The 22,924-nt window shown below is 39.2% G+C and carries 25 protein-coding genes; 11 read left to right on the top strand and 14 right to left on the bottom strand.

The window, feature by feature from the left end:
* The coding region (locus tag VHE99_12195; GenBank protein HVV69769.1) for a hypothetical protein at positions 1-232 on the top strand (232 nt) is incomplete at its 5' end.
* A gap of 223 nt (positions 233-455) precedes the next feature.
* Here VHE99_12195 and VHE99_12190 read toward each other — a convergent pair.
* Positions 456-695: a hypothetical protein gene (locus VHE99_12190; GenBank protein HVV69768.1), complete on the bottom strand. Its 240-nt coding sequence runs from the start codon at positions 693-695 to the stop codon at positions 456-458.
* A 236-nt stretch (positions 696-931) separates the two neighbouring features.
* On the opposite strand from VHE99_12190, the gene VHE99_12185 reads away from it, so the two are divergent.
* From VHE99_12185 to VHE99_12170, 4 genes are all read left to right on the top strand, one after another.
* Positions 932-2,221, top strand: coding sequence for an alpha/beta fold hydrolase (locus VHE99_12185; protein HVV69767.1), 1,290 nt, complete (start codon positions 932-934; stop codon positions 2,219-2,221).
* A 30-nt stretch (positions 2,222-2,251) separates the two neighbouring features.
* Positions 2,252-3,511: a hypothetical protein gene (locus VHE99_12180; protein HVV69766.1), complete on the top strand. Its 1,260-nt coding sequence runs from the start codon at positions 2,252-2,254 to the stop codon at positions 3,509-3,511.
* A 101-nt stretch (positions 3,512-3,612) separates the two neighbouring features.
* Entirely contained in the window at positions 3,613-4,302 is a 690-nt protein-coding gene (locus tag VHE99_12175) for a response regulator (GenBank protein HVV69765.1), read from the top strand.
* Positions 4,302-5,891 carry an ATP-binding protein gene (locus tag VHE99_12170; protein HVV69764.1) on the top strand — a complete coding sequence of 530 codons (1,590 nt, stop codon included), beginning with the start codon at positions 4,302-4,304 and terminating at the stop codon, positions 5,889-5,891. The genes VHE99_12175 and VHE99_12170 overlap by 1 nt, the downstream gene beginning before the upstream one ends.
* 540 nt (positions 5,892-6,431) lie before the next feature.
* Here VHE99_12170 and VHE99_12165 read toward each other — a convergent pair.
* A complete protein-coding gene (locus tag VHE99_12165; GenBank protein ID HVV69763.1) occupies positions 6,432-7,118 on the bottom strand; it encodes a CatB-related O-acetyltransferase in 687 nt (228 codons plus the stop codon).
* Between the two features lie 127 nt (positions 7,119-7,245).
* Complete coding sequence (locus tag VHE99_12160) at positions 7,246-7,725, bottom strand: shikimate kinase (protein HVV69762.1); 480 nt, start codon at positions 7,723-7,725, stop codon at positions 7,246-7,248.
* Between the two features lie 133 nt (positions 7,726-7,858).
* On the opposite strand from VHE99_12160, the gene VHE99_12155 reads away from it, so the two are divergent.
* Positions 7,859-8,896: an IS4 family transposase gene (locus VHE99_12155; GenBank protein ID HVV69761.1), complete on the top strand. Its 1,038-nt coding sequence runs from the start codon at positions 7,859-7,861 to the stop codon at positions 8,894-8,896.
* Between the two features lie 456 nt (positions 8,897-9,352).
* On the opposite strand, the gene VHE99_12150 is transcribed toward VHE99_12155, so the two are convergent.
* Positions 9,353-9,538: a hypothetical protein gene (locus VHE99_12150; protein HVV69760.1), complete on the bottom strand. Its 186-nt coding sequence runs from the start codon at positions 9,536-9,538 to the stop codon at positions 9,353-9,355.
* 224 nt (positions 9,539-9,762) lie between these two features.
* Between VHE99_12150 and VHE99_12145 the strand changes: the two genes are divergently transcribed.
* The 3 genes from VHE99_12145 (at position 9,763) to VHE99_12135 (ending at position 12,982) form a co-directional block, all read left to right on the top strand.
* A complete protein-coding gene (locus VHE99_12145) occupies positions 9,763-10,800 on the top strand; it encodes a hypothetical protein (protein HVV69759.1) in 1,038 nt (345 codons plus the stop codon).
* A gap of 95 nt (positions 10,801-10,895) precedes the next feature.
* Positions 10,896-11,933: an adenosine kinase gene (locus tag VHE99_12140; GenBank protein HVV69758.1), complete on the top strand. Its 1,038-nt coding sequence runs from the start codon at positions 10,896-10,898 to the stop codon at positions 11,931-11,933.
* A 314-nt stretch (positions 11,934-12,247) separates the two neighbouring features.
* Entirely contained in the window at positions 12,248-12,982 is a 735-nt protein-coding gene (locus VHE99_12135) for a methyltransferase domain-containing protein (GenBank protein HVV69757.1), read from the top strand.
* Positions 12,983-12,987: 5 nt separating this feature from the next.
* Here the strand turns inward: VHE99_12135 and VHE99_12130 are convergent, their stop codons facing one another.
* Both VHE99_12130 and VHE99_12125 read right to left on the bottom strand, forming a co-directional pair.
* Positions 12,988-13,386, bottom strand: a complete 399-nt coding sequence (locus VHE99_12130; protein HVV69756.1) for a hypothetical protein — start codon at positions 13,384-13,386, stop codon at positions 12,988-12,990.
* Positions 13,387-13,610: 224 nt separating this feature from the next.
* A complete protein-coding gene (locus VHE99_12125; protein HVV69755.1) occupies positions 13,611-14,030 on the bottom strand; it encodes a VOC family protein in 420 nt (139 codons plus the stop codon).
* A gap of 153 nt (positions 14,031-14,183) precedes the next feature.
* On the opposite strand from VHE99_12125, the gene VHE99_12120 reads away from it, so the two are divergent.
* Positions 14,184-14,360: a hypothetical protein gene (locus VHE99_12120; GenBank protein ID HVV69754.1), complete on the top strand. Its 177-nt coding sequence runs from the start codon at positions 14,184-14,186 to the stop codon at positions 14,358-14,360.
* A gap of 383 nt (positions 14,361-14,743) precedes the next feature.
* Here the strand turns inward: VHE99_12120 and VHE99_12115 are convergent, their stop codons facing one another.
* From VHE99_12115 to VHE99_12080, 8 genes are all read right to left on the bottom strand, one after another.
* Positions 14,744-15,019 carry an acyl carrier protein gene (locus VHE99_12115; protein HVV69753.1) on the bottom strand — a complete coding sequence of 92 codons (276 nt, stop codon included), beginning with the start codon at positions 15,017-15,019 and terminating at the stop codon, positions 14,744-14,746.
* Positions 14,994-16,085, bottom strand: coding sequence for a dihydrolipoamide acetyltransferase family protein (locus VHE99_12110; protein ID HVV69752.1), 1,092 nt, complete (start codon positions 16,083-16,085; stop codon positions 14,994-14,996). The genes VHE99_12115 and VHE99_12110 overlap by 26 nt, the downstream gene beginning before the upstream one ends.
* The gene (locus tag VHE99_12105) at positions 16,078-17,067 is read right to left on the bottom strand and encodes an alpha-ketoacid dehydrogenase subunit beta (protein ID HVV69751.1); all 990 of its coding nucleotides are present in this window, start codon (positions 17,065-17,067) and stop codon (positions 16,078-16,080) included. Before VHE99_12105 ends, VHE99_12110 begins: the two co-directional genes overlap by 8 nt.
* Entirely contained in the window at positions 17,064-18,020 is a 957-nt protein-coding gene (gene pdhA / locus VHE99_12100; protein HVV69750.1) for a pyruvate dehydrogenase (acetyl-transferring) E1 component subunit alpha, read from the bottom strand. Before pdhA ends, VHE99_12105 begins: the two co-directional genes overlap by 4 nt.
* The gene (acsA, locus tag VHE99_12095; protein HVV69749.1) at positions 18,017-19,777 is read right to left on the bottom strand and encodes an acetate--CoA ligase; all 1,761 of its coding nucleotides are present in this window, start codon (positions 19,775-19,777) and stop codon (positions 18,017-18,019) included. The genes pdhA and acsA overlap by 4 nt, the downstream gene beginning before the upstream one ends.
* Positions 19,778-19,957: 180 nt before the next feature.
* Positions 19,958-20,896, bottom strand: a complete 939-nt coding sequence (locus VHE99_12090) for a hypothetical protein (protein ID HVV69748.1) — start codon at positions 20,894-20,896, stop codon at positions 19,958-19,960.
* A gap of 180 nt (positions 20,897-21,076) precedes the next feature.
* Positions 21,077-21,622 carry a GNAT family N-acetyltransferase gene (locus VHE99_12085; protein HVV69747.1) on the bottom strand — a complete coding sequence of 182 codons (546 nt, stop codon included), beginning with the start codon at positions 21,620-21,622 and terminating at the stop codon, positions 21,077-21,079.
* A 29-nt stretch (positions 21,623-21,651) separates the two neighbouring features.
* Positions 21,652-21,963: a hypothetical protein gene (locus VHE99_12080; protein HVV69746.1), complete on the bottom strand. Its 312-nt coding sequence runs from the start codon at positions 21,961-21,963 to the stop codon at positions 21,652-21,654.
* A 180-nt stretch (positions 21,964-22,143) separates the two neighbouring features.
* On the opposite strand from VHE99_12080, the gene VHE99_12075 reads away from it, so the two are divergent.
* Positions 22,144-22,890, top strand: a complete 747-nt coding sequence (locus VHE99_12075; protein ID HVV69745.1) for a creatininase family protein — start codon at positions 22,144-22,146, stop codon at positions 22,888-22,890.
* Positions 22,891-22,924: the final 34 nt, after the last annotated feature.

Raw genomic sequence — 22,924 nt, 5'->3', positions numbered from 1 at the left:
TGAGGATAATTATGGCTTGTTATCTGCGGATATAAAAGCAAAGCTACTCAAGATGAGTCCCGCGACGCTTGACCGTCTACTGAAGTCCAGCAAAATAAAATATAAGAGACGGGGTCTATGTGGAACGAAACCAGGCTATTTGATCATATCTTCCATAGCCTTCTCCTTAGGTAGTGGAGAAACCCTATTTTCAACTGGTTTACTCCTGCGAATTTGTCATGGAATGCTGTGATACTTTGCGCCATTCCTTATCGTTTTTCAAGATGTAATCGATAGCATGAATGAAATTCTCCTGCCCACCGAATGCCTAACCACATACACCTAGCATAAAGCAAAAACGCAGAAAGCAGCGAAATGATGCCCACAGAAACCACTTCAATCGGATATACCAAATCTCAACCGGTAGATTCTTTATAAAAAAATAACAGATCGCTTTGTGAGGCGATCTGTTGTAATTAATGAGCTGATTTATTGCGTTGAGGTGAAGGATTGGCAACAACAGTATTAACTAATGGTACACAATTATAAGTAGGCTTTTTCTTTCCTGCCAACGATTGAATATCTTCACCTACTCCTGCCACCGTGTTACAACCAGCTAAAAGAAATAGCATGCTGGCGAATATTAAAGATAATGTTAATTTTCCAGTGATATACAGGCAATTGGCATTTAAAAAATTTTTGGTTTCTCTAAGCATAATATACCTCTCTTTATTTTTTACGATGATTAATTTTCACAATGGCAAAGATACAATAAATATTAATTATTGATTGTATAATTTTTGTATAACTGAGTTGTTATGACGAGATATCAAGGTAATTAATGTTTTTTCTGCACGTATAGATCTTATACAAAGCTTATACAAATACCTAAAATAATTTGATTTATAATTTTCGATAAAATTTAGTCACATTTAAAAAAGAGGTATCATATATGCAAGATTTTGACCAAGAAAGCCAGCTATCCCATCGCGAACAGAAATTAATCGGAACCCCATCTTCTTCTATTCAATATTTAGTAAAACCATCCGGAGAATATTCAGTTGGATATCAAAAAAGTAAAGAGTTAAATGCAACTGTTTATTATCCGTCACTTGAAAAAATCGACTCGGGCAGTCCTTCTAAGTTAGCAGAGAAGGTGAAGTTAGATATTAAAGGATGTCAGCCTCAAGGAGGTCAGGTTGATGTGAGTGAAGAAGATTTAGAATCACTGGATTCCGTTAGAACCTATTCAAAAGAAGGTCTGGTTGTTGTCCCAAACCAAATGTTTCCTGTCATTATTTTTAGTCCTGGAACAGGAGGTATTGCGGGACATTATGAAAACACCATTTCTGATCTCGCCAGTAGAGGTTATATAGTCATTGCCAGAGATAATATTCATAACCCTGACTTGCACGCTAGTCCTGAAGCCTCTGAAAAAGAACCTAAAGAGGTTCTTTCTGAAATCATATCTATTCGTCAAAGCCTTTCACAACTTTCTAAAGAAAATCCTATTTATGCTTCGATGCAAATCGACCAAGTGGGGTTGCTTGGTCATTCTATGGGAGGGTCTGTGTCAATCTTGGCAGCTCAACAACATCCCAATTTATTTCAAGGTGTTGCAGCACTTGATGCACGCGTCGATGTGGGAGTTGATTCTTGGGATATTCGTCGGGAAGTTAAAATCCCATCCTTACAAATGCATGCTACAACATGGAAATTAAACTACTCTGGACAAGCACCAGATACACCATTTTATTTTAATCAGAATACCACACATATTTTATTAGGTACGGATGAAAGTGATAAATATTATAGCTGCCATAATAATTTTAAAGATAATTCAACCCTGCAAACGCATCTCGCGGCACAAGCATTTGAACAATTTTTAATTGGAATGCAAAAGCAAGATCCAGGAATTTTTGGAAATTTGGATATTAGAACACCCATTCAAACGGGAACTATTAATGGTGTAGAAGCGAGCAAAACAGTTGCAGAGTGTGTGGGTCAATTTTTTGACACTAGTTTAAAGAAAAAAGTAACGCCGATTTTTAGTAAAGATCAACCTTTAAAAAATACCATGGTAACTCGTGGTGATTACGTTGAACTACCAGAAATAAAGCCTCTGCAAGCATCGAGCCATTTTGGATCAGCTATGTTTACCCCAGAAAAAAAGAAATCTTCTGAAGAAACTTCGGGAAAAACATTTCAAGAGCCGCCATGCCCTGAAATTCCAAACTTTTAACTTAAATAATCATCGAGAAGATTTAATATTATGCCATTAAATGCTTTTAAAGTTTTGAAGGTTTTATTTATTCTTCATGCTTCTTTGATTAATAAAATCAGTGTTTATAAAGAATCATCGGCCAAAGATTCAGGTGAAGAATCTGACCTGATGCAACTCAATCAATTTGGATTAGCGCCACCGCCAGACTTTTGTGCACCAAAACCAACAGACAATCTTTTAATGGAAAAATGTTGGACTGAAGATAACCCAGGTGAAGCTAGTGGAAGTTTAGAAACATTTTCTTCGTCTGATTCCAAGGAGAAAAAGCCTGAAGCTGCGCCAGAACCAATATTGGTTCTGGCACAGAGTCAAGCCCTTTCTGAAGCTATAGAAAAAACGAAAATAAGCATTAACCCAGACTGGTATCGAAAAATAATATCCACACCCTCAAACTCGATTTTACTCATTTCCTTAGAAAGAGAAATCAGGCAAATAAGAACATTACTATCAGAAGCCATCCATCCAAAATTACTACTCGATATACTTCATGATCCTGATTTTTCTATTAAATTGATAGCAGAGGATGAGAGAGGGTCACAAGGCTATTATTCACCTATAGAGCGCACAGTTTATATCCGTACCCATGGTCGTACATCGGATGAGCAACTATTAGCTACTTTACGTAATGAGCTGCATCATGTAGCCGTACATTTTACCAATTTACGCAGACAAGGGTTATTTCTGCCAAGCAAGGTATTAGCCTCTATGGAAATTGTAAGGCCTTTTTTTCAAGATTCTTCTCAGGCGGAAACTTGGGAAGGTGATTTAACAGCCTATAATGCACATAAAGAAGCGTTAGACGCAGGTTTCGAACGCATTAAGCATTTTAAAGATTTGTTAAGCCAATCCTCTTTATTGAACCCTAATACTTTCATAGATAAATTAGCTAAAGAAAATTTAAACACATATCTAGATGCTATGAAAAATTACAGACTAAAAAGCTCCATTGAATGTTTATCTTTAGAACGAATTAATGAAGAAGTTTTAAATGATTATTCAAAATCTGGAAACCTGAAGGAACGAGCTGCAGAATTTATTAGACAGATAGAAGGCTATAAAATACAAATATACAAGGGGGCCTATCGCCATTTACCTTTATCAGAGAAAGAACTCGAATTATCGAGTTATTTACAGGAAATAGAGCCTGATATTCTCAAGGTTTTTTTCCCGGAATGGTGTGATTATTTTTCTAAGTACCACAAGGTAGAAGACTATTGTCTGATTGACAAACAACTTCCATCCCCATAAAGGCTAACTATAGGCATGATTCCCTAAAAAATATTGAAATTTCATTAAACCTAACAGATACTGGTCATAAATCCATTCTCTCAGCCCTTTGAGACAGAATCATGGTTCAAATTTTATTAGTTGAGGATAACAAAAAGCTGGCGTTGAGTATCCAGGCTTATCTTCAGGAAAATGGCTATAGTGTCACTCATGAAACCCGTGGCGATAAAGCGGTCTATCACATATTAAAACATCAGCCCGACATCGTTATTCTGGATGTCATGCTACCTGGGTTTGATGGCGTCCAGGTCTGCCAATCCGTGCGTGGTGATTATCGCGGTATGATACTCATGTTAACAGCATTAGATACTGATCAGGATCAGATCGAAGGGTTAACAAGTGGCGCTGACGATTACGTGGTGAAACCTATTGAACCCAAAGTTCTATTGGCAAGGCTCAAGGCCTTACAGCGTCGTCATCACCAACCAATCCAACTAAAAGAGCTGGTTTTTGGCAATTTACACCTGAATATCATCGAACGTGTAGTCACACTATCGGGTGCTCGCATAGATCTAAAACCCCTGGAATTTGAATTGCTGGTATTCTTAGCCAAAAATGCCGATCGCATCGTTAATCGTGAAAATATCATGCAAGCCTTGCGTGGGGTCAGTTTTGACGGCATTGATAGAACCATTGATCTGCGTATTTCCTATTTACGCAAGAAATTACAAGATAATATTGAGGAGCCTTACCGCATTAAAACGGTACATTCCAAAGGATATATTTTTATCTCCACTACCTGGAGCTCCTAATGTTTCGACTTTTCACGAAATATCTGTTCAGTCTATGCATCCTTGCCATTATTGCAGGAGCCGGAATCTATTGGATTTATCAGAGCATACAAGAACGCGGGTCAGAGCAGGTAATGCAACAGATGTATCGAGGGGGTTTTTACTCATTACAACAACAGCTCATGCACTATCCTGAAGCCTCGTGGCCAACTATCATCAAACAACTGCAGCCAGAATATGGAACAGCTGCTTCAATACTCCCTCTTTCTGATATTTCATTGTCAGATACACAAAAGCAGCGCTTGTTGGCGGGTGAGTTCGTATTGCAGCGTGGTGGGGTTCATGCTTTTTTTGGTTATGAAATTCAGGATTTGTTTTTATATCAACGCATAGGGCTGAGCCACTATGCCCTTAGAATGCAAGACGTACCCATTCAAGTGGTAGCTCGTCCTGCCTCTGCCTGGATGACCCAATTAATTATATTAGAATTATCACAGACGCCACGCAAGAAATGGCCAGAAAAATTGCAACAATTGCAGGCCAACTATGGATTGCCATTGGCGATTATCCCGGCCAATACAGTCTCTCCATCAGTATATTCAGCCTTACAACACGATGGGGTTGCTTTAAGTGACGCAAACAATTCCGGAGAGATTAAATATCTGTACGCTAATTTGCCAAAACAAAATAGCTTGCTACAGATTGGACCCATTTCCTATCCTGCCTATATGAAAAATTACTGGGGTGTTTTGCTGCTCTTTTTTATTTTTCTGACTTTGGTATTTATTATTCTACTGACTTATCTATTCAGTAGAAGTTTAAACAGCGTCTATAAATTGACTGAACAATTTAGTCAGGCTGATTTCTCAATTCCGCCTAAAAAAGTAAGTCGCCATTCCACTTTGCGCCAGCTATACGATAACATTTTGAAAATGGGTAATAGAATCCAAAATCTCATTCAATCACAACGCAATTTAACTCGATTTATTGCACACGAATGTCGAACGCCAATTTCAACCATGTTATTTACAGTGAATAGCATGGAGCAGGAAAATCTCTCTGAAAAAGCCCAACAGGACATCATTAGCCTTAAAGAAGATTTGTCTGATTTAAACAATCTAGTGAGCGATTTTTTAAATTATGCTCGTTTTAGCGCTGAAGAATACCCATTGCATTACAAAAATGTAGACATTAATCAGTGGTTAGCTGCTGTCATTTCCAAATACCGACAAGCACCGAAAAAAATGACACTGGATTCGCAGATACCGGCAGGCATCCTACTCACATTTGATTCTGAACTAATGAAACATATGCTTTGTAATTTAATTAATAATGGACTAAAACATGCTGACTCTCAGGTTGAATTGCACATAGAACAGCAAAACTCAGGCTGCATTATTATCCATGTCGATGATGATGGCACTGCCATTGATGATGCCGATAAAACCCATATTTTTTCACCTTTTGTCACCTTAGAATCCAATACACCAGGATTTGGTTTAGGTCTTGCTATTGCGGACATCATAGTAAAGCGCCACAACGGGAAATTATTGGTCAGTGATTCTCCACTGGGTGGTGCACGATTCAGTGTGGTTTTAAATCCTAAATAACTCGGGTTTTAAAAACTCTATACAAACCTTACACAAATAAATTTCTAATATCCGCTATGATAGGTTTTTCCATATGATAGCGAGATACAAAATGAGGAAATTCAAGTTCTAACATTAGACCCTAAGAAACTTTATAAATTCACCTGTCAGCTAACCCCGAAAGAGATTCCGCCTGCAGGCACTATTTTTCTTGACATAAAAGTTTGCGATCATGCTAAAGATTGTCCCCTTGCTTATTCTGAAGGCCATGCTGACCTTAAACAACCTGTTGTCCAATTTAATTTCACAACGCTACAAGAATATATAGGCGAGAAAACTAATTTCTCAGTGATTATGCAGTATATCCCAATCAGTGGCCACCAAGAGGCTTTGGCCAGGTACCATTTATTCTGTGCTTATTGAGCTTGGAACCGGTCTATAGCTAATTTTTTCAAGCATCATAGGCCGGAATACCATGCCAAGAAAAAGAAGGCTATAAATTTTTATTTTCTGTGCTACATCCATAACCTTAGAGAAAGCATTGAGTGACGAAGCGAATGATTATAATGATTGGAAGGATGCCAACGCTTTTATATCTGCATTCATAATGGCACTGTATGCGCTCATGATTTTTTCTATCGACCAATTCCACCATTGGATTTCAAGTAAACGATGAATCGTTTTGTCGTCAAACCGTGTTCGGATAATATTAGCTGGATTACCTCCAACAATCGCGTATGGAGGCACATCTTTAGTCACTACAGCACGTGCTCCAACAATAGCCCCATTCCCGATTTTTACTCCTGGCATAATTAATGCATCATAACCTATCCAAACATCATTACCCACTACTGTATTATCATATTCCTTATGGTAATATTTTTTGTCCGGAATTATATCCATATAGCTTTTAACTTCGGGATTATCGATAAAATTCCAAAACAAAGGATAGGCAGTAAAAGAATTTAAATGATGTTGAGCCCCGGACATCATGAATTTACATTTATTGGCTAGACAACAAAATTTTCCAATGATTAATTGAGAATTATTTGTCGGAAAATACAACACATTTGTATTCTCGAAATCTTCAGGATTTTCATCAGTAAAACTTGTATCGTAATAAGTGTAATCACCAATCTTTATAAAATCTTTGGTAATGAAATGTCTCAAAAATACTGTTGACTTCCATTCAGTTAAATTGCCATCTTCATTTTTCGCAGGCAAATACTTCATCTCAGTTGTTAACATGATATTTCCCAATAAGTTTTTGCATCAATGCACAAAATCAATTGTGATGACTGGAAGGATGTTGAGTTACTAATAAAAATAAGAAAAATCGCCGCAATAATGTAGCTTGTGGTTCAGGATGCATGCTTCAAAACTTCTCAACGGCTTTTATTATTGTATTCACACCTTCTTCAACAGAAATGGACTCGACGGTCAGTGTCGCTACCTCTTCATAAAAATTATCACGTTCAAGGTGTTGTTTATCTAAAAAAGCTTTGAGATCGGCGATTGGTAAAACTGGAGGTCGATTGCTCAGATTGACTTGCATTCGCTCGATCTGCATAGGTGTTGTCACTTTCAAATAAACAACAAATTCTGAGGATAACAGTTTCCTATTTTGTTCAGTAGCAATCACCGCTTCTTCCATCAAGACAACAACCTGTTCTTTACCCTTATAATGAGATATGATTTCGGCCTCACATTGATGAAGAGCTTCTTCACCCTGTCTTCCCAAAATTTCATGCAAATTTCGCCCAATATACCGTTCTAAACTAGGATTGGCATCAATAAACTGCCATCCCAGTTTTTTAGCTAGGGCTTCACTCAGCAATGCCTTGCCTGCCCCCATATGTCCGACAACAAAAATACCTCTGTAGGGTACGAAAATTGAAAAAAGAAGAATAAAAAAGAATTGCGCGAGATAACTCGCTGATTTTGAAAGAAAAACATATAATCATTTTCGACAAAGAAAAGGAGATTATATGGATAAAAATAAAACCAGCGAGTTAGTTCGAATTCTAGGCCAAGAATTAAAATGGAACAAGGCCAGATTAACTTGTTTTAGTTTAATGATATTAGCCTTGCTAGCAGCAAGAACAATAAGCTTGTTCAAAATGGCTGTGGTGATGGACAGTCCAGTGCAGCAATCATCACGCTATAAACGCTTAAAAAGCTTCTTTCGAGAATTTAACATTGATGCAGCGGTAATGGCGCGATTGATATTTAAATGGTTTGGTTTTACTGAGAAAAAGCTTTATTTGACAATAGACAGAACAAATTGGTTTTTAGGTAAAGCGAAGATAAATGTCTTTACGCTAGGCGTAGCTTATGAAGGTATAGCAATTCCTTTATTCTGGGAGTTGTTACCCAAAGCAGGTAATGCATCAGCTAAAGAGCATATTGCTTTAATGGAACGATTTGTATCTGTATTTGGAAAAGAGTGCATTTTAGGGGTTTTAGGAGATAGGGAATTTGCCAGCAAAGCATTTTTTAAATGGTTTAATAAGGAAAAAATTGCTTTTTATATTCGCATCAAGGAAGGCAGCCAAGCAAATATCGCAGGCAAAAAATGGGTAAAAGCTAAAAAAATCTTTAATCATTTAAATCCGAAAGAAAAATCGATTTATATGATGAAAATTAATCTGTGGGATAATACAGCCGTTTTTTTAGCAGGTTCTCGCTCAGAAGGTGGAGAATTGATGATAGTGGCTACTAATCAACATCCCAAAAATGCTATTTCAATTTATCTGCGGCGCTGGGAAATCGAATCTTTATTTCAAAATTTAAAAGGACGGGGTTTTAATTTTGAACAAACTCATATTACTGCGCTGGATCGCTTAGAAAAAGTAATGACTTTGTTAGCGTTGACATTGTGTTGGGCACACAACGTGAGTGAATGGCGAGCTGTGAAAAAACCTATACCCATGAATCATTATCATGATAGCCAGAGACCTCAATTTAGCTATTTTCGATATGGCCTGGATTTTCTGCAAGAGCTTGTTGATTTTTTCGAAATATGATTAATTTTTCAATAAAATCAATGCGTAATGATATAGGCATGTAAATATTTTAGATGCAACCACACGCTCACAATGGGTTGCAGGTATTGTTCTGCAATCCCTACCTCGCGGGGAGCGTTAAGTTAAGCAGCCTATGGGGTCAAATTTTGACATATGACATTGAAGCAAAAATCAATGTCATATGTCAAAATTTGACCCCATAGTCTAACCCCATAGCTTCTGGCTGACTACGAAGGCCCTACTAAATCAATGCATGTGGTTTATCCTGCGGCTCGCAAACCGACCATCAAGTTGCGTAGTTTTATAGATGCTCTGGTCGCTGAATTTGGTTCCGCATAGCTTTAGTCTGATTAGCTAATTCGGATTGGGCTGGAGGTAGATAAGGTCTGTTCCAAAAGACACATACAGTGGGGTTTAAATCAGAATTTTTTCTTGCGAGGTTTTGCATTAAAGCGGTTAATTGTTGCGGGAAAGCTGCAAATTGCTTTGTTTAGATTTGTTTCTGAAGTTTGCAGAATTTTCTTTATGCTCCGCGAGATCGATCAATGCATCGCGTTTACTTGTTATTTCTTTCACCTCGTTGATTTCTTTTTTGTTATCAGCCATGCGAATATTTAATAGTGGCACCATGGGCGTAAGCAAGCCTGTGGCTCTATTTTAGGGTTTATTTTACTATGAAAACCTCGGGACTGAGTTATCAGCTGTCCAAGTGTACAAAGTTAGACTTGACCCCTTAATCCAAGCTCTGTTATTTTGATAAACCCCTTTTATTTTAGGCATGTGATTTAATTTGGCTAGAGGTGGCTAGCTGTGAATTATGCTTCTAATTAATATAAGCTTTTTAACTAAATCTGTGAGATTTATACATGAAAAATCCCTCTCTTATTGTTGCCGTGACCGGTCTTCTCAGTTTGCTGCATGCAACTAATGGATTAGCGTTAGGTGATCCAAGCTCTGGGACTGAGCCCTCTGCAGTGCTGCCCGCCAGTGTTGTTAACTCCGCCGCTGATGAAGACTTACCCTGGTTTACAGGTCCTCTTTTGGCGGGCTCTGGTAATACTATTCCTGCCGGACATTTTAATATTGAACCTTATGTGTTCTTTACCAACGCCTATGGGGTTTATAACAGCGATAGAAAGGCCGTTGATTTTGCTAATAATTTTTATACAGTCAGCCCAACATTAATCATCTCCTTAGGGCTCACCAGTTTTATGGATTTTCAAGCGGCTATACCCTATGTGTTTAACCATACCGATGGAGAAACGAACAGTGATGCGGGTGATGCTACTTTTACTTTGGGATTCCAGTTGTTAAGAGGGGTGACTGATACCTGGCATCCCAGTCTGCGCGGCACTATCAGTGAGACTGTTCCAACGGGTGATTTTGAGGACTTAAATCCAAATAGAAAAGGGACGGATGCTACTGGTACAGGGGCATATCAGACAAGTTTTGGTTTAAATTTTCAGCAACTATGGCATGTCACAGCCACTAAGTACTTTCGTGATCGACTGGCTTTAGGCTATACACTGCCTTCTACAACTCGTATTCAAGGTGTGAATTCTTTTGGCGGTAACAATGAAACAAGTGGTAATGTAAAGTTAGGTAATCAATTCAGTGCTGACTTGGCAATGGAATACACCTTAACCAATCATTGGGTTCCTGCTTTAGATATATTGTACACAGCAAATGGAGGTTCCAATTTTACCGGAATAACTGGAACCAACTCAGAAGGCTTGCCGGCAATTGAAAATGGTCCTTCAGGCAATGAACTAAGTTTAGCCCCTGCTATGGAATATAATTTCAATTCACACTTAGGTATCATTGCCGGCCCCTGGTTTTCAGTTGCAGGTCGAAATGCAACAGAATTTGCCTCAGCAGTGCTTGCTGTCAATTATTATGAATAAGAAGTTCCCTTCAGGAGTGTATCGTGATAAATAAGAATTTATTGCAAAAGTAATTACACGAATAAATAAAGCACTTTTAAATGGAGGCGTTCAAAGTGAAAAAATATCAGGTGTATGGTATCGGTAATGCGTTAGTTGATATCGATTTTGAAGTGAGTAATGCGACGCTTGAGCGACTTAATATTGAAAAAGGCGTTATGACTTTAATTGATGAAGATAAACATCATCGCTTATTAGAAGAACTTGATGGTATCAAACATCTGAAAGAATGTGGCGGCTCGGCAGGAAATACGCTAGTTACCCTACAACAATTAGGAGCACGCACTTTTTTTTCATGTAAAGTAGGCAATGATAGCTCCGGAAAGTTTTATTATAACACTTTAACTTCACAAGGCGTTGATACCAATTTGACCGACGCGTTATATCCTGGAACTACGGGAAAATGTATTGTATTAGTGACACCAGATGCAGACCGCACCATGAATACCCACCTCGGAATTACCGCTGAATTTTCTAAAGCGGAAATTTCTGAAAGCGCATTAAAAAACTCAGAGTATCTTTATATTGAAGGATTCTTAGTGGCATCACCTCCCAGCTGTGAAGCAGCCATCATCGTGCGTGAAATGGCGCAAAAATTTCATGTGAAAACCGCTATTTGTTTATCAGATCCCAATATGGTGCTCTATTTTAAAGATAAGCTTCATTCAATCATTGGCAATCAAGTAGACATTATTTTTAGCAACGAACAAGAAGCAATGCTTTTTACACAGACCTCTACTTTAGAAGAAGCAAAACAAGCTCTTAAACAATATGCGCGACAATTTGTAATCACGTTGGGTGCTAATGGTTCACTTACCTATGATGGTTATAAGTTTTCGCACATTGCCGCATATCCCACCGAAGTATTGGATACCGTTGGGGCGGGCGATATATTTGCGGGAACCTTTTTATATGCAATCACGCAGGGACATAGCTTCGAAACAGCAGGTAAATTAGCTAATTTTGCCGCTTCTAAAGTAGTTTCAAAATTTGGACCACGTTTGGATCATATTGAAATTATGGAAATACAAAATAGTGGCATCATATCCATCACCATGAACAATAATTCAGCTTATAATACCTTATCTGAATAGTGCTTCTAAATTTTATAATAGTGGTTACTTTTTGTTAACCATTGGGTAATTTACATTAGCAAACCAGGATCTATAAACTAAGGCATGCGGATCAAGTCTTCGCTTTGGGCATATGAACACAAAAAGAATCAATGGAACAAAATCAGGCCTGACCCTGAATGATTCTCCTGTTCTAAAATGAGGGAATATGTGAAGTTATACACCGTCTGATATCGTTTGCAAATATGAAAAAATTAATACTCGACAAAAATGGTATTTGGACAACTTGTTCTTCAATAGCTATATCCTATCCAGCCATGGGAAACAGGAATAATATGAAATTAGAAGAAAACAGCTTCTGGTTTCAGCACCGAAATAACCTATTACATTCTGTGATTCAGCGCTTTCCTTTCCAACAAAACTTTGTTGATATTGGCGGTGGGAATGGTTTTCAAATTGCATATTTAGCGAAAAAGTATCCAGATAGGAAATTCTTTCTTGTCGAGCCGGGCTATGAAGGTTGTTTAAATGCGAAATTTCGTGGACTACAGCAGATTTATAATATACCTTTTCAGGATTTTCCGTTCGCGCATAATTCAATTGGTGCCGTAGGATTATTTGACGTTCTTGAGCATATTGAGGATGACCAAAAAGCCTTGAATGAGTTATCTTCAATGCTACAAACAGGAACAATGATCTATGTTACGGTACCTGCCTATAATATATTATGGTCAAAGGCAGACAATCAAGCAGGTCATTTTAGACGATACACCTTAAAATCACTTATAAAATTAGCTAATCAAAGTGGCTTGAAACCCATTTACTCCTCTTATTTCTTTTTTTACCTACCACCTATTACTTTTTCTCTGCGGACTCTTCCATATCGCCTTGGCATTGGCAAGCTGTTGTCTGAAGAAAAAAAATTTGCAAATAACATTCAAGAGCACAATCCAGCCGCATTAATTAATAGATTTTTTAATAAACTAAATCATTGGGAGTTAAACAGAATACGTAACTCAAAAATATCATTTGGTGCAAGCTGTATCGCGCTATTTAAAAAAATAGTTTAAAGGAACTAATTACTCATATTCAAATAAACTGTAACACCAGTCCAACCTTGATAAGCATAATAACAAGTAGTTTTATCACCAGAAATAAATCCATAGTTGCCATCTATACTTCGAAATTGGGCATCGTTAATTATTCCTGTTTGAGAATTCCAACTCATTGGTTCGAGCACATTATTAGCACTCAAAAATAAACTATTATTTTGAGATTTTCCGCTTATGATACCTGCACTATGATCTACATAAGAATTTGACTTAAAGATCAAATCATAACTTGAATTAGTTAAAGACGGACAATATTTTTGCGCTTCTTCGACTGTGGGGAAATAATAAATAGAACCCTGCGCGAACGCTGCTTGAGTAAATAGACCACACACCATTAGAATTGGAAAAAATATTTTATTCATTTTAACTTACCTCAAATGATATTGAACCGTTGTTATTTTTTCTAGGCCGTGACGAGGGTATGGAGACTTTAACACAGCCAAGCTTTTTAGGATTGCCTATAACCATTAAGCTATTGACAATAAGCCCATAGTAACCAACAACTAATCAGTGTTCAATAACTAATTGAACACTGTACAATAAAAGGGAAGCCTCATGTGAACTAGGCCAATGATACCTTCTTTAACTATTTCTCAAAAATCATAGAATCATTTTTAAATGCTTTAAATTCTAAAGATAAGCCATTAGAATCATAAAAAAACATGGTAGCTTGTTCTCCTGGTTCACCTTTGAAGCGAACATAAGGCTTAATAACAAACTCGATTTGATGATTTTGGATTTTGGCAGCTAAGGCTTCCCAATCTTGCCAATTTAATATGACACCGAAATGCGGCAAAGGTACGGGGTGACTATCTACGGGATTAACAAAGCGATCGATTTTCTGATTAGGGTTTAGATGAAAAACCAGTTGATGTCCAAAAAAATCAAAATCAATCCAAGTGTCATCTGATCTGCCTTCAGGGCAACCAAGAATAGTTCCATAAAAATGGCGTGCTTTTTGCAAATCTGGCACAGGAATTGCCAAGTGAAATGGTCTCATATAAATTCTCCATTCGTCGCTTTACTGGTTGTTATGTGCATTGGTTTTTTTACATCAACCACGATTTTTTTCATTTTTTACTTTCCATTACTCTAGTGGTACGATGTATAGACAATCATGAGATTTTGAGCAGAATCAGCATGTTTTGCAGCACACAATATGAATAAAAATTTTTTTGCCTCACTCTGCCGAAAAAATGCAGCACTGACTATAAGCCTATCATTAGCATCTTCATTGTCGTTGGCTAATCAACCGCCTTTGACTGCTAACACTGCTGAAAATAACTTCAGCACTTTTTCTGATTTGAGCATTAGCTCAAATCCAGCTGCAGAGTGAATCCCGGTAATGGAGATTTAGGGCGTTTATTTAATTTTACCAAGAATTCTGGAATCCGCCCAGGAGAGAGTTGGATTGGTGATGGAAACTGACTATTGGCAGGAGGAAAAAGTAATCAGGATTTAACGGGTAATAGTTCCCTCATTTTGGGACTTACCCTAGATACTGAAAATTATCATGGTGGGATGGCGGCCTGTTTGGCATTCAAATGCTGCAATTTAATGGCATGCCCAGCAATGCTGATGTCGGGACAGTGCAGGGTTTTGATAGTTTGACGGGGTCACCTCCTTTCGACCGCACAGAGCTCTATCAACTTTGGTTCGGTCAAGCACTTTTTGATAATAAGTTAATCTTGCGGATAGGTAAAACCGCACCTACTGCCTCTAAGGCAAACCTAAGCTTTTGCTTATTTTTAAACTCAGATACTCAAGGCAACTTTTTAAAGTTGACAGTTGCCCATAATCTGCTTCGGGAATATCAATCTGTAAAGCTTGATTAAGCTGTAACATAAAACGGAAAAAATCCATCGAATCCATATCTAATTCTTCACGCAGTGGAGCTTGGGGATTGAGGGTTTGCAAATCAGCCTCTGGCGCAATCAAATGCAAAGCATGAAACACAGCTGCTTGAATGTCATCGAGCGATTGGGGACTGGCCATAATGAATGGGTTCCTGCAGAAATTGTTGGATTGCTGAAAGAAATCGGCCGCCTAAATGGCCGTTACTGACTCTATGGTCAGCGGCCAACGAAGCAATGATCGTGTTGCGAGGTGAAATTCTGCCAAACCCAATCAACGCCACCTGAGGGGGATAAATCACCCCAAACACTGAATCAACACCAAGCTCCCCCAGATTGGTAATTGTGATGGTTGAATCTGACATCTCAGAGCCTTTTAATTTTGCGCTGCGCGCCCTGCTGACAAGATCGGTAAGGCCTTGCATGATTTCACGCAAACTTAATTGATCGACATTAAGTAAAGCCGGAGCAATCAGGCCACCGCCGCGCAGTGCAATAGCAATCCCAGCATGCACTGATGGAGCGGGATGAAATTCGTCATCGATATAAAAACCATTAAATTGTGGAAATTTTTTTATAGATTCGGCGACTGCTTTGATAAGCAAGACCACATATAAAATTCTTTCACTCATGGGATGAATGCTATTGTATTGTTCAAGCCATTTCAAAGCTAAATTTAAATCAATTTCACAAGACAAATAGTAATGTGGAATCTCTCTTTTTGATCTAGCCATTGCAGCTCCGATCACTTTTTGCATTGCCAAAGTGCGATCGGAAGAAGACAAGGCTGTCGTGGTGGCCCTGAATTTTTCAATATCCGCTTCGGTAATCACACCGTCAAGACCTGTGCCTACAATATTTGCTGGGTCTATCCCCCATTGTTCAGCCATTTTCCTAGCTAAGGGAGAAATTTTAAATGCTCTACCTTTAGAAACAGGTGCAGGTGCTTTGGCAGGGATTAATGCAGCTTCACCTGTTTCACGAATCAAAGCCAAGACAGCACCTACCTGCACTCTTTCTCCTGGTTGAACCAATAGCGACTGCACCACGCCTTCGACAAAACTCTCAATTTCAATGGCAGCTTTGTCAGTATCAATAACGGCAATAATATCTAGACGCTTGATACTGTCTCCTTCTTTCACTTTCCATTCAAGTAATTTACCCGATGTCATTTCAGCGCCCAATGCCGGCATTTTGAATTCATACATGGTGACCTACCACTTGCCGAATGGCAGCAACTATTGATGAGGTTTGTGGAATGGCTGCTTCTTCAAGATGTTTGGGATATGGAATTGGCACTTCAGCCGCACATACCCTGATGATTGGTGCGTCCAATTCGTAAAAGGCATTTTCCATAATTCTCGCCATAATTTCGGCAGACAAACTGCCACTTTTCCAACCTTCATCAACGACCACCGCGCGATGGGTTTTTTGGATAGACGTAATGATGGTTTGTACATCCAATGGTCGCAAGCTGCGCAAATCAATTACTTCTACACTGATTCCTTCATGCTCTAATTCTGCAGCGGCTTGCATGGCTTTTAATAACATGGCACTGTAAGCAATGACTGTGACATCATGTCCTTCTTTGCGAATCACCGCTTTGTAAATATCTACGCTATCAAGACGGGTATCAATTTCTTCTTCCAAATTATATAAAGTCGTATGCTCAGAAATCAGCACTGGATTGGGGTCTTGCAATGCCGGCCACAGCATACCAAATGCATCCGCTACGGTAGCGGGAGAAAGTATGCGGATGCCCGGAATATGGGCATACCAGCCTTCAAAGCTATGTGAGTGTTGTGCGGCAACCTGCCGGCCGGCGCCGGTTGCAGTTCGCATCACCAATGGCACATTAAATTGTCCACCAGACATATGATGGATCGTCGCTGCAGTGTTGATAATTTGATCCAAAGCTAACAAGCTGAAATTAATGGTCATGATCTCAACGATCGGCCGCATCCCACCTATGGCCGCACCAATACCAGCACCTACGAATGTATTTTCTGATAAGGGTGTGTTACGAATGCGCTCTGCACCAAACTCCTGCAACAGACCTTTACTGACCGCATAAGTTCCACCATATACACCGACATCTTCTCCCATCAGAAAGACCCGTGAATCGCGCAACATAGCCTGACGATGCGCTTGCTTTAGTGCTTCACGATAAGTCATTAATTGCAGTGTCATAGAGTAACCTCTCTATAAACATTTTTGGTTAAATCCTGAACCGGCTCCCAGGTTCCATTTTCCGCATCGATCACAGCCTGGTTAATTTCTGCCTGAACACGCGCTTCAATATGGTGTAAATCTTTAGGCGAAGCGATACCTTGGCTACTCAATTTCTCATAGAAATTTTTAATGGGATCTCTTTGTTTCCAAGCTTCGATCTCCGCTTTATCACGATAAAGATCGGGGTCATACATGGAATGCGCACGAAAGCGATAGGTTTCAAATTCAATAAAATAAGGTCCTTGCCCACTGCGAGCAAAATCTGCGGCCTTTTGCGTAGCTTCCAGCACCGCTTTTACATCCATACCATCTACTTTAACGGCTGGCATATTGTAACTCTTAGCTTTAGCAGCCAGATCAGTTTGGGATTGATGCTCACTCAACTTAGTTCCCATGGCATAAAAATTGTTTTCACATAAAAACAAAACTGGCAATTGCCATAGTGCGGCCAAATTGGCAGATTCATGAAAAGCCCCTTCTGCAATTGAACCATCACCGATGTAACACGCTGTCACTATCGGCTGCTCTTGCATTTTGGCTGCCAACCCAAAACCCACTGCTAAAGGCATACCCCCTGCGACAATGGCATTACCACCAATAAATTTTTTTTCGGCAGAAAATAAATGCATGGATCCACAGCGCCCGCCACTACACCCTTCCCGCTTACCATACATTTCTAACATGATGGTGCTGGCGGAGATGCCGCGCATCAAAGCATGGCCGTGCTCACGATAGGTGGCAACAATATTATCATCTGGGGTAAATGCCCGCATTGATCCGACAGCAATGGCTTCTTCACCAATGTAAAGATGTAAAAAACCGCGAATTTTACCGGCACTATAGAGCTCTGCCGCTTTTTCTTCAAAGCGACGAATTAAAATCATTTGATAGAGTAAATCTAAATCACTCATAGTGATGTCTCCAAAGTGGAAGTATCACCCTCAGGAAATCCCAATTCGCGTGCTTTTAACAACCTACGCATAATTTTTCCACTACGGGTTTTGGGCAAGCTGTCTAAAAAATCAATTTCTTTCGGCGCAATAGCAGCGCCCAAATGTTTTCGCGCAAAACCGATAATTTCTAATTTTAACGCTTCACTTGCTTGAAAACCCTGGTTTAAGGCGATAAAAGCTTTGACTGTTTCTAATGCCACTGGATCTGGTTTACCAATAACGGCGGCTTCAGCCACGGCCGGATGCTCCATCAAAGCGCTTTCCACCTCAAAGGGACCGATCAGATGTCCCGAAGATTTGATAATATCATCTGCCCGTCCTACAAACCAAAAATAGCCCTCTTCATCACAGGTGGCAAGATCGCCTGTCAAATAATAATCTTCGAGAAAACATTTTTTATAACGCTCCTCTTCATGCAGATACCCACGAAACATAGAAGGCCAACCAGCTTTCAAAGCTAACTCTCCTTTGACCCCAGCTTCATGAATAATTTGCAGCTTATCATTCGGCAAGCGTTTAACAATAGCCGCCTCAATCCCAGGTAAAGGCCGCCCCATCGATCCAGGCTTAATATCCATGCTGATATAATTAGCTATCATGATGCCACCGGTTTCTGTCTGCCACCAATTATCGTGGATGGGAAGATTGAATGCTTCCATACCCCAATATACAGCCTCAGGATTTAACGGCTCCCCAACGCTAGCAATAAATCGAAGTTGCGGGAGCCTGTGTTGCCTAACCAGTTCAGTGCCCATTTTCATCATCATGCGAATCGCAGTCGGCGCTGTATACCAAACACTGATTTTTTCCATTTCCAAAATACGATACCAGCGCTGTGCATCAAAATCAGCTTCATCCACAATACTGGTAATGCCATTTGTCAGAGGTGAAATGATGCCATAAGAAGTTCCTGTGACCCAACCAGGATCAGCAGTGCACCAAAAAATATCCGTGGGATGAAAATCCAAGGCAATTTTACCGGTGATGTAATGAGCAACTACGGCTTGATGTACATGAATCGCACCTTTTGGAGTTCCAGTGGTGCCGCTAGTAAAGTGCAGTAAAGCCATGGTTTCAGGCTTGGTAGGTTCGATGGTAAAGTCTGTAGAAGCTGAAGCTAAGAGATCTTGAAAGTTTAATGTATCTTTGAAATCTTCTTCTAGTTTTTGTTGACCAATTAGGATGACATGCTGCAATTCCGGCAATGCAGCACGTATTTTTAAGATTTTTTTCCGGTAAAGCTCGGCAGTAGTGATTAAAACCTTAGCAGATCCAATGAGCATTCGCGCCTTAATCGGTTCAGGACCAAATGCAGAAAAAAGCGGGCAAAAAACATTACGATTTTTCCAGGCGCCAAGTGCAGTGATATAAAGTTCAGGTGTTCGATTAGTGAGCCCAAAAACACGCTCTTCCTTTTTGATACCTAAGGTTTTCAAGACATTAGCAAATTGATTGCTGGCATCTTTTAGTTGTTGAAAAGAAAATTCAGTAATTCGCTCAGCTTTATCAATAAAACGCAAAGCAATATCGGAGCCCTTGCCACGCAAAACATGACGATCCACTGCTTCATGAGCAATATTAATACCTTTCTCTTCCGGCAATCCATCCAGCTCAGCTAATGACTTTTCCCAGGTAAAGGATGAAGAGGAAGTATAATTTCTTAAGTTCGGTGGACTTGCAGTGGATAGAATTTTTTTGATCCGTTTAGCATCCATATGACAATCCTTGTAAAAGTGACGTAACTAGTCGTTGGCGCGAATGACACGCTTTGAGTTTCGCGCCAACGACTATAAAACTTTATAACCAAATTAGATACAAGATCAATATACAAACACTTTGTCACTTTGTGCTCGAATTACATCACACCTAATTCTTACGTGAATTTCAAATCCGAATCAAGAAGGCAGAGAACTAAATGGTACCAATTCAACCATCTCTTCTTTAGTTTGATGACGCTTGGGGTCTTGCCGGTCCTCAAGGACTTGGTCTGAGGGCAGCTTTCTTTTGCTCTTCTTTTCCATGGGGGAATGCAGGAAACGGAAAGAATCTGCAACAACCTGAGTATTAAGTTTACTGTCCACTGTTAAAGGTCCTTTTCTTGATGACTCAGTTATCTGTGCGCTAGGTAATTCAATTGGGTCTTTAGAAAAACCATCATCATCATTTACTTCTTTCTGCAGCCCTATCTCTTCCTGCGCTACTACCTCCTCCTGCGACACTATATTCTCCTGCGGCACTACTTCTATTTCGTCTCTGTTTATACCTTCAAAATTGATGACAGTACCCTCGATATCTATTAAGATCATAGAGTAAGGTAATTTATGAACAACACTCACTTCTTTGTTAGTTAAACTTATAATTTGCGCTTTGATGCTGGCTATTTTTTCAGTTACGAAATCATCTGGTTTTTTTGAGCCCGAATCTTTTTTATCGTAGCTAATTTCATATCCTTCCTTACTTATGCCAAGCTCAATACTATAATCATTTTTATTACTATTAGAAACAAAAGCTACCTCGTCTTTAAACCATTCCGCTTCCTCTCCTCGATCATAAATGGAAGATATATGCATTAAAGATATCTTAGAGCTATCCTCACTTCTTAAAATAATTGCAACACAAGCAGCAAAATCTCTAGAAAAGAGCCCCTCAATTTGTTGTGAGCTATCATTTAAATCTAAATTCACTGCAGCTCGATCTTGGTAAGCTTCAAGTAGATTGTAATAGCCAACTTCTGGAACAAAAACAGATACCAAACCTACCTGTTCTCCGTCTTCCCCCTCTTCAATAAAGCTACTACCTAGATATGGATGCTCTTTGAATTCTTCTGTACTCATTTATTTCTCCAACGCCTAAAAATTATAAAAATTTTAGCCTAGCATTCTTAAAATAGTGTTAACATTTAGCGCCCTCTACTGGACAATTTTTTTTGATTTATATAGAGGTCTTCAGTCCAAGATTATGTTTGGAAGAAAGGTTAGTATTGAATAATGATGCACAAGATAATAAATTGGAATTTAATCGCAATTTTTATGTTTAATCCTATATAACACGTGTCTCGAAAGCCTATGCTCAGACGCCAACCTGGGATGAGAAAAGTCATCATTTACATCACGCAGCATGCCAATCCTTTCCATTACGCGAATAGAGCGTAGGTTAGCAGGCACGGTAAATGAAACAATTTCTTTAAGACCGCATTGATTGAATCCATAATCTAAGCAAGCCTTCGCTCCTTCTGTCGCATAGCCATTACCCCAGTACTCTGAACCCAAACGCCAACCCACTTCAACTGCGGGCGTAAAGTGAGCCGGCCAATCCGTATAGTTTAGGCCGATAAAACCTATGAGTTCATGCGTCACTTTCAATTCAGCAGCCCATAAAGTAAAGCCTCTGGTTTCTTGTTGCTGATTATTCTTATCGATAAACTGTTTGACTTCTTCTTGGGACATTGTCCCTAGCAAAAATTCAATCACTTTGGGATCTTGGTTTATACGATAATAGGGATCAAGATCTTCGCTTTGCCAGGTGCGCAATATCAATCTAGCTGTTTCAATTATTTTCATAAGTCGCCCAATGGAAGTTAAAATAAACTCTATGGTCTATTTTTCTGATTGCATTTATAAGATTGAAATTTTATCCAGTCTAAGAGATCACATAGATTAGCCAGAAGTGGTAGTTCTAAGTCTGCCGCCACTGGCTCACGTTGTGTAGTGGGTGTAGCAATAGCCACACCTAATTTACCCCCTAAGGTAGCTCCTAATGCCACCATAGTCAAAATACTGGCTTCGCTTGGATTTTCAACGAAATTATTATGCAAAATTAAACCTACGAACAACCCTATTAATCCACCTAAAACTGCACTTGCGCTCACCTTACGATCACTCTCACTTATATTCTGTGCCATATTTATTCCTCTTCATTTAATAAAATTGCGTAAATGCTCACACCTTATTTAGACCGAGTAGTTACAAAATTGTAACTTTCCGCTTAAACCTTATCATTGTATCACCTTGGAAATTAAGCATATATTAACTAATATTGCAAAGGCTCCACTACAAATTGAATCAATATTTAGAGAATAACTATGTTTTTACAACTTTCAACATGGCCTGAAATTGAAGCTTATTTAAAGACTAACAAAAGTATTATTATACCCATTGGCTCAACTGAGCAGCATGGACCCACAGGTTTAATTGGCACTGATGCCATTTGCCCACAAACGCTGGCCCAAGGTATTGAAAAACAATGCCAAGCATTGATTGCGCCTACTATCAATTTTGGTATGGCGCAACACCATTTAGGTTTTCCCGGTACTATCTCTTTACGGCCTAGCACTTTAATGGCGCTTATATTTGATATCGTCAATTCTTTGGCAGTGCATGGATTTGAAAAAATTTATTTTCTGAATGGTCATGGCGGGAATGTTGCCACGCTTGAAGCAGCTTTTGATAGTATTTATGCTGAAAGTAGTTTCAAGAGCACCTCCATTTTTTCTAAATTAGAATGTCGGTTGCATAATTGGTGGGAACACCGTGAATTGAAGAATTTATCTAAAGAATTACATGGTGAAAATGAAGGTTGGCATGCAACACCCGGGGAGATTGCGCTGACTTATTTTGCCTATCCCCATGCAGTTAAATCCGCAACTCTACATCCTCAAATTGCCCCTATTGGTGAATTTCGCGATGCCAGTGATTTCCGTCAACAATTTCCTGATGGTCGCATTGGTTCCGATCCAAGTAAAGCTAGTGTTGCAACTGGGGAAAAGCTTTATCAGATAGCCGTAGCTTGTGTCTTAAAAGACTATTTGGATTTTGTGAATAACGCATAACTTAGGAAGTTGAATGCTCAGAAATTCACTCCCA

Source organism: Gammaproteobacteria bacterium (genome assembly GCA_035546635.1).
Taxonomy (GTDB): domain Bacteria; phylum Pseudomonadota; class Gammaproteobacteria; order JAURND01; family JAURND01; genus DASZWJ01.
The sequence above is the reverse complement of the archived record's forward strand: the minus strand, read 5'-3'. Positions and strand labels throughout refer to the sequence as shown.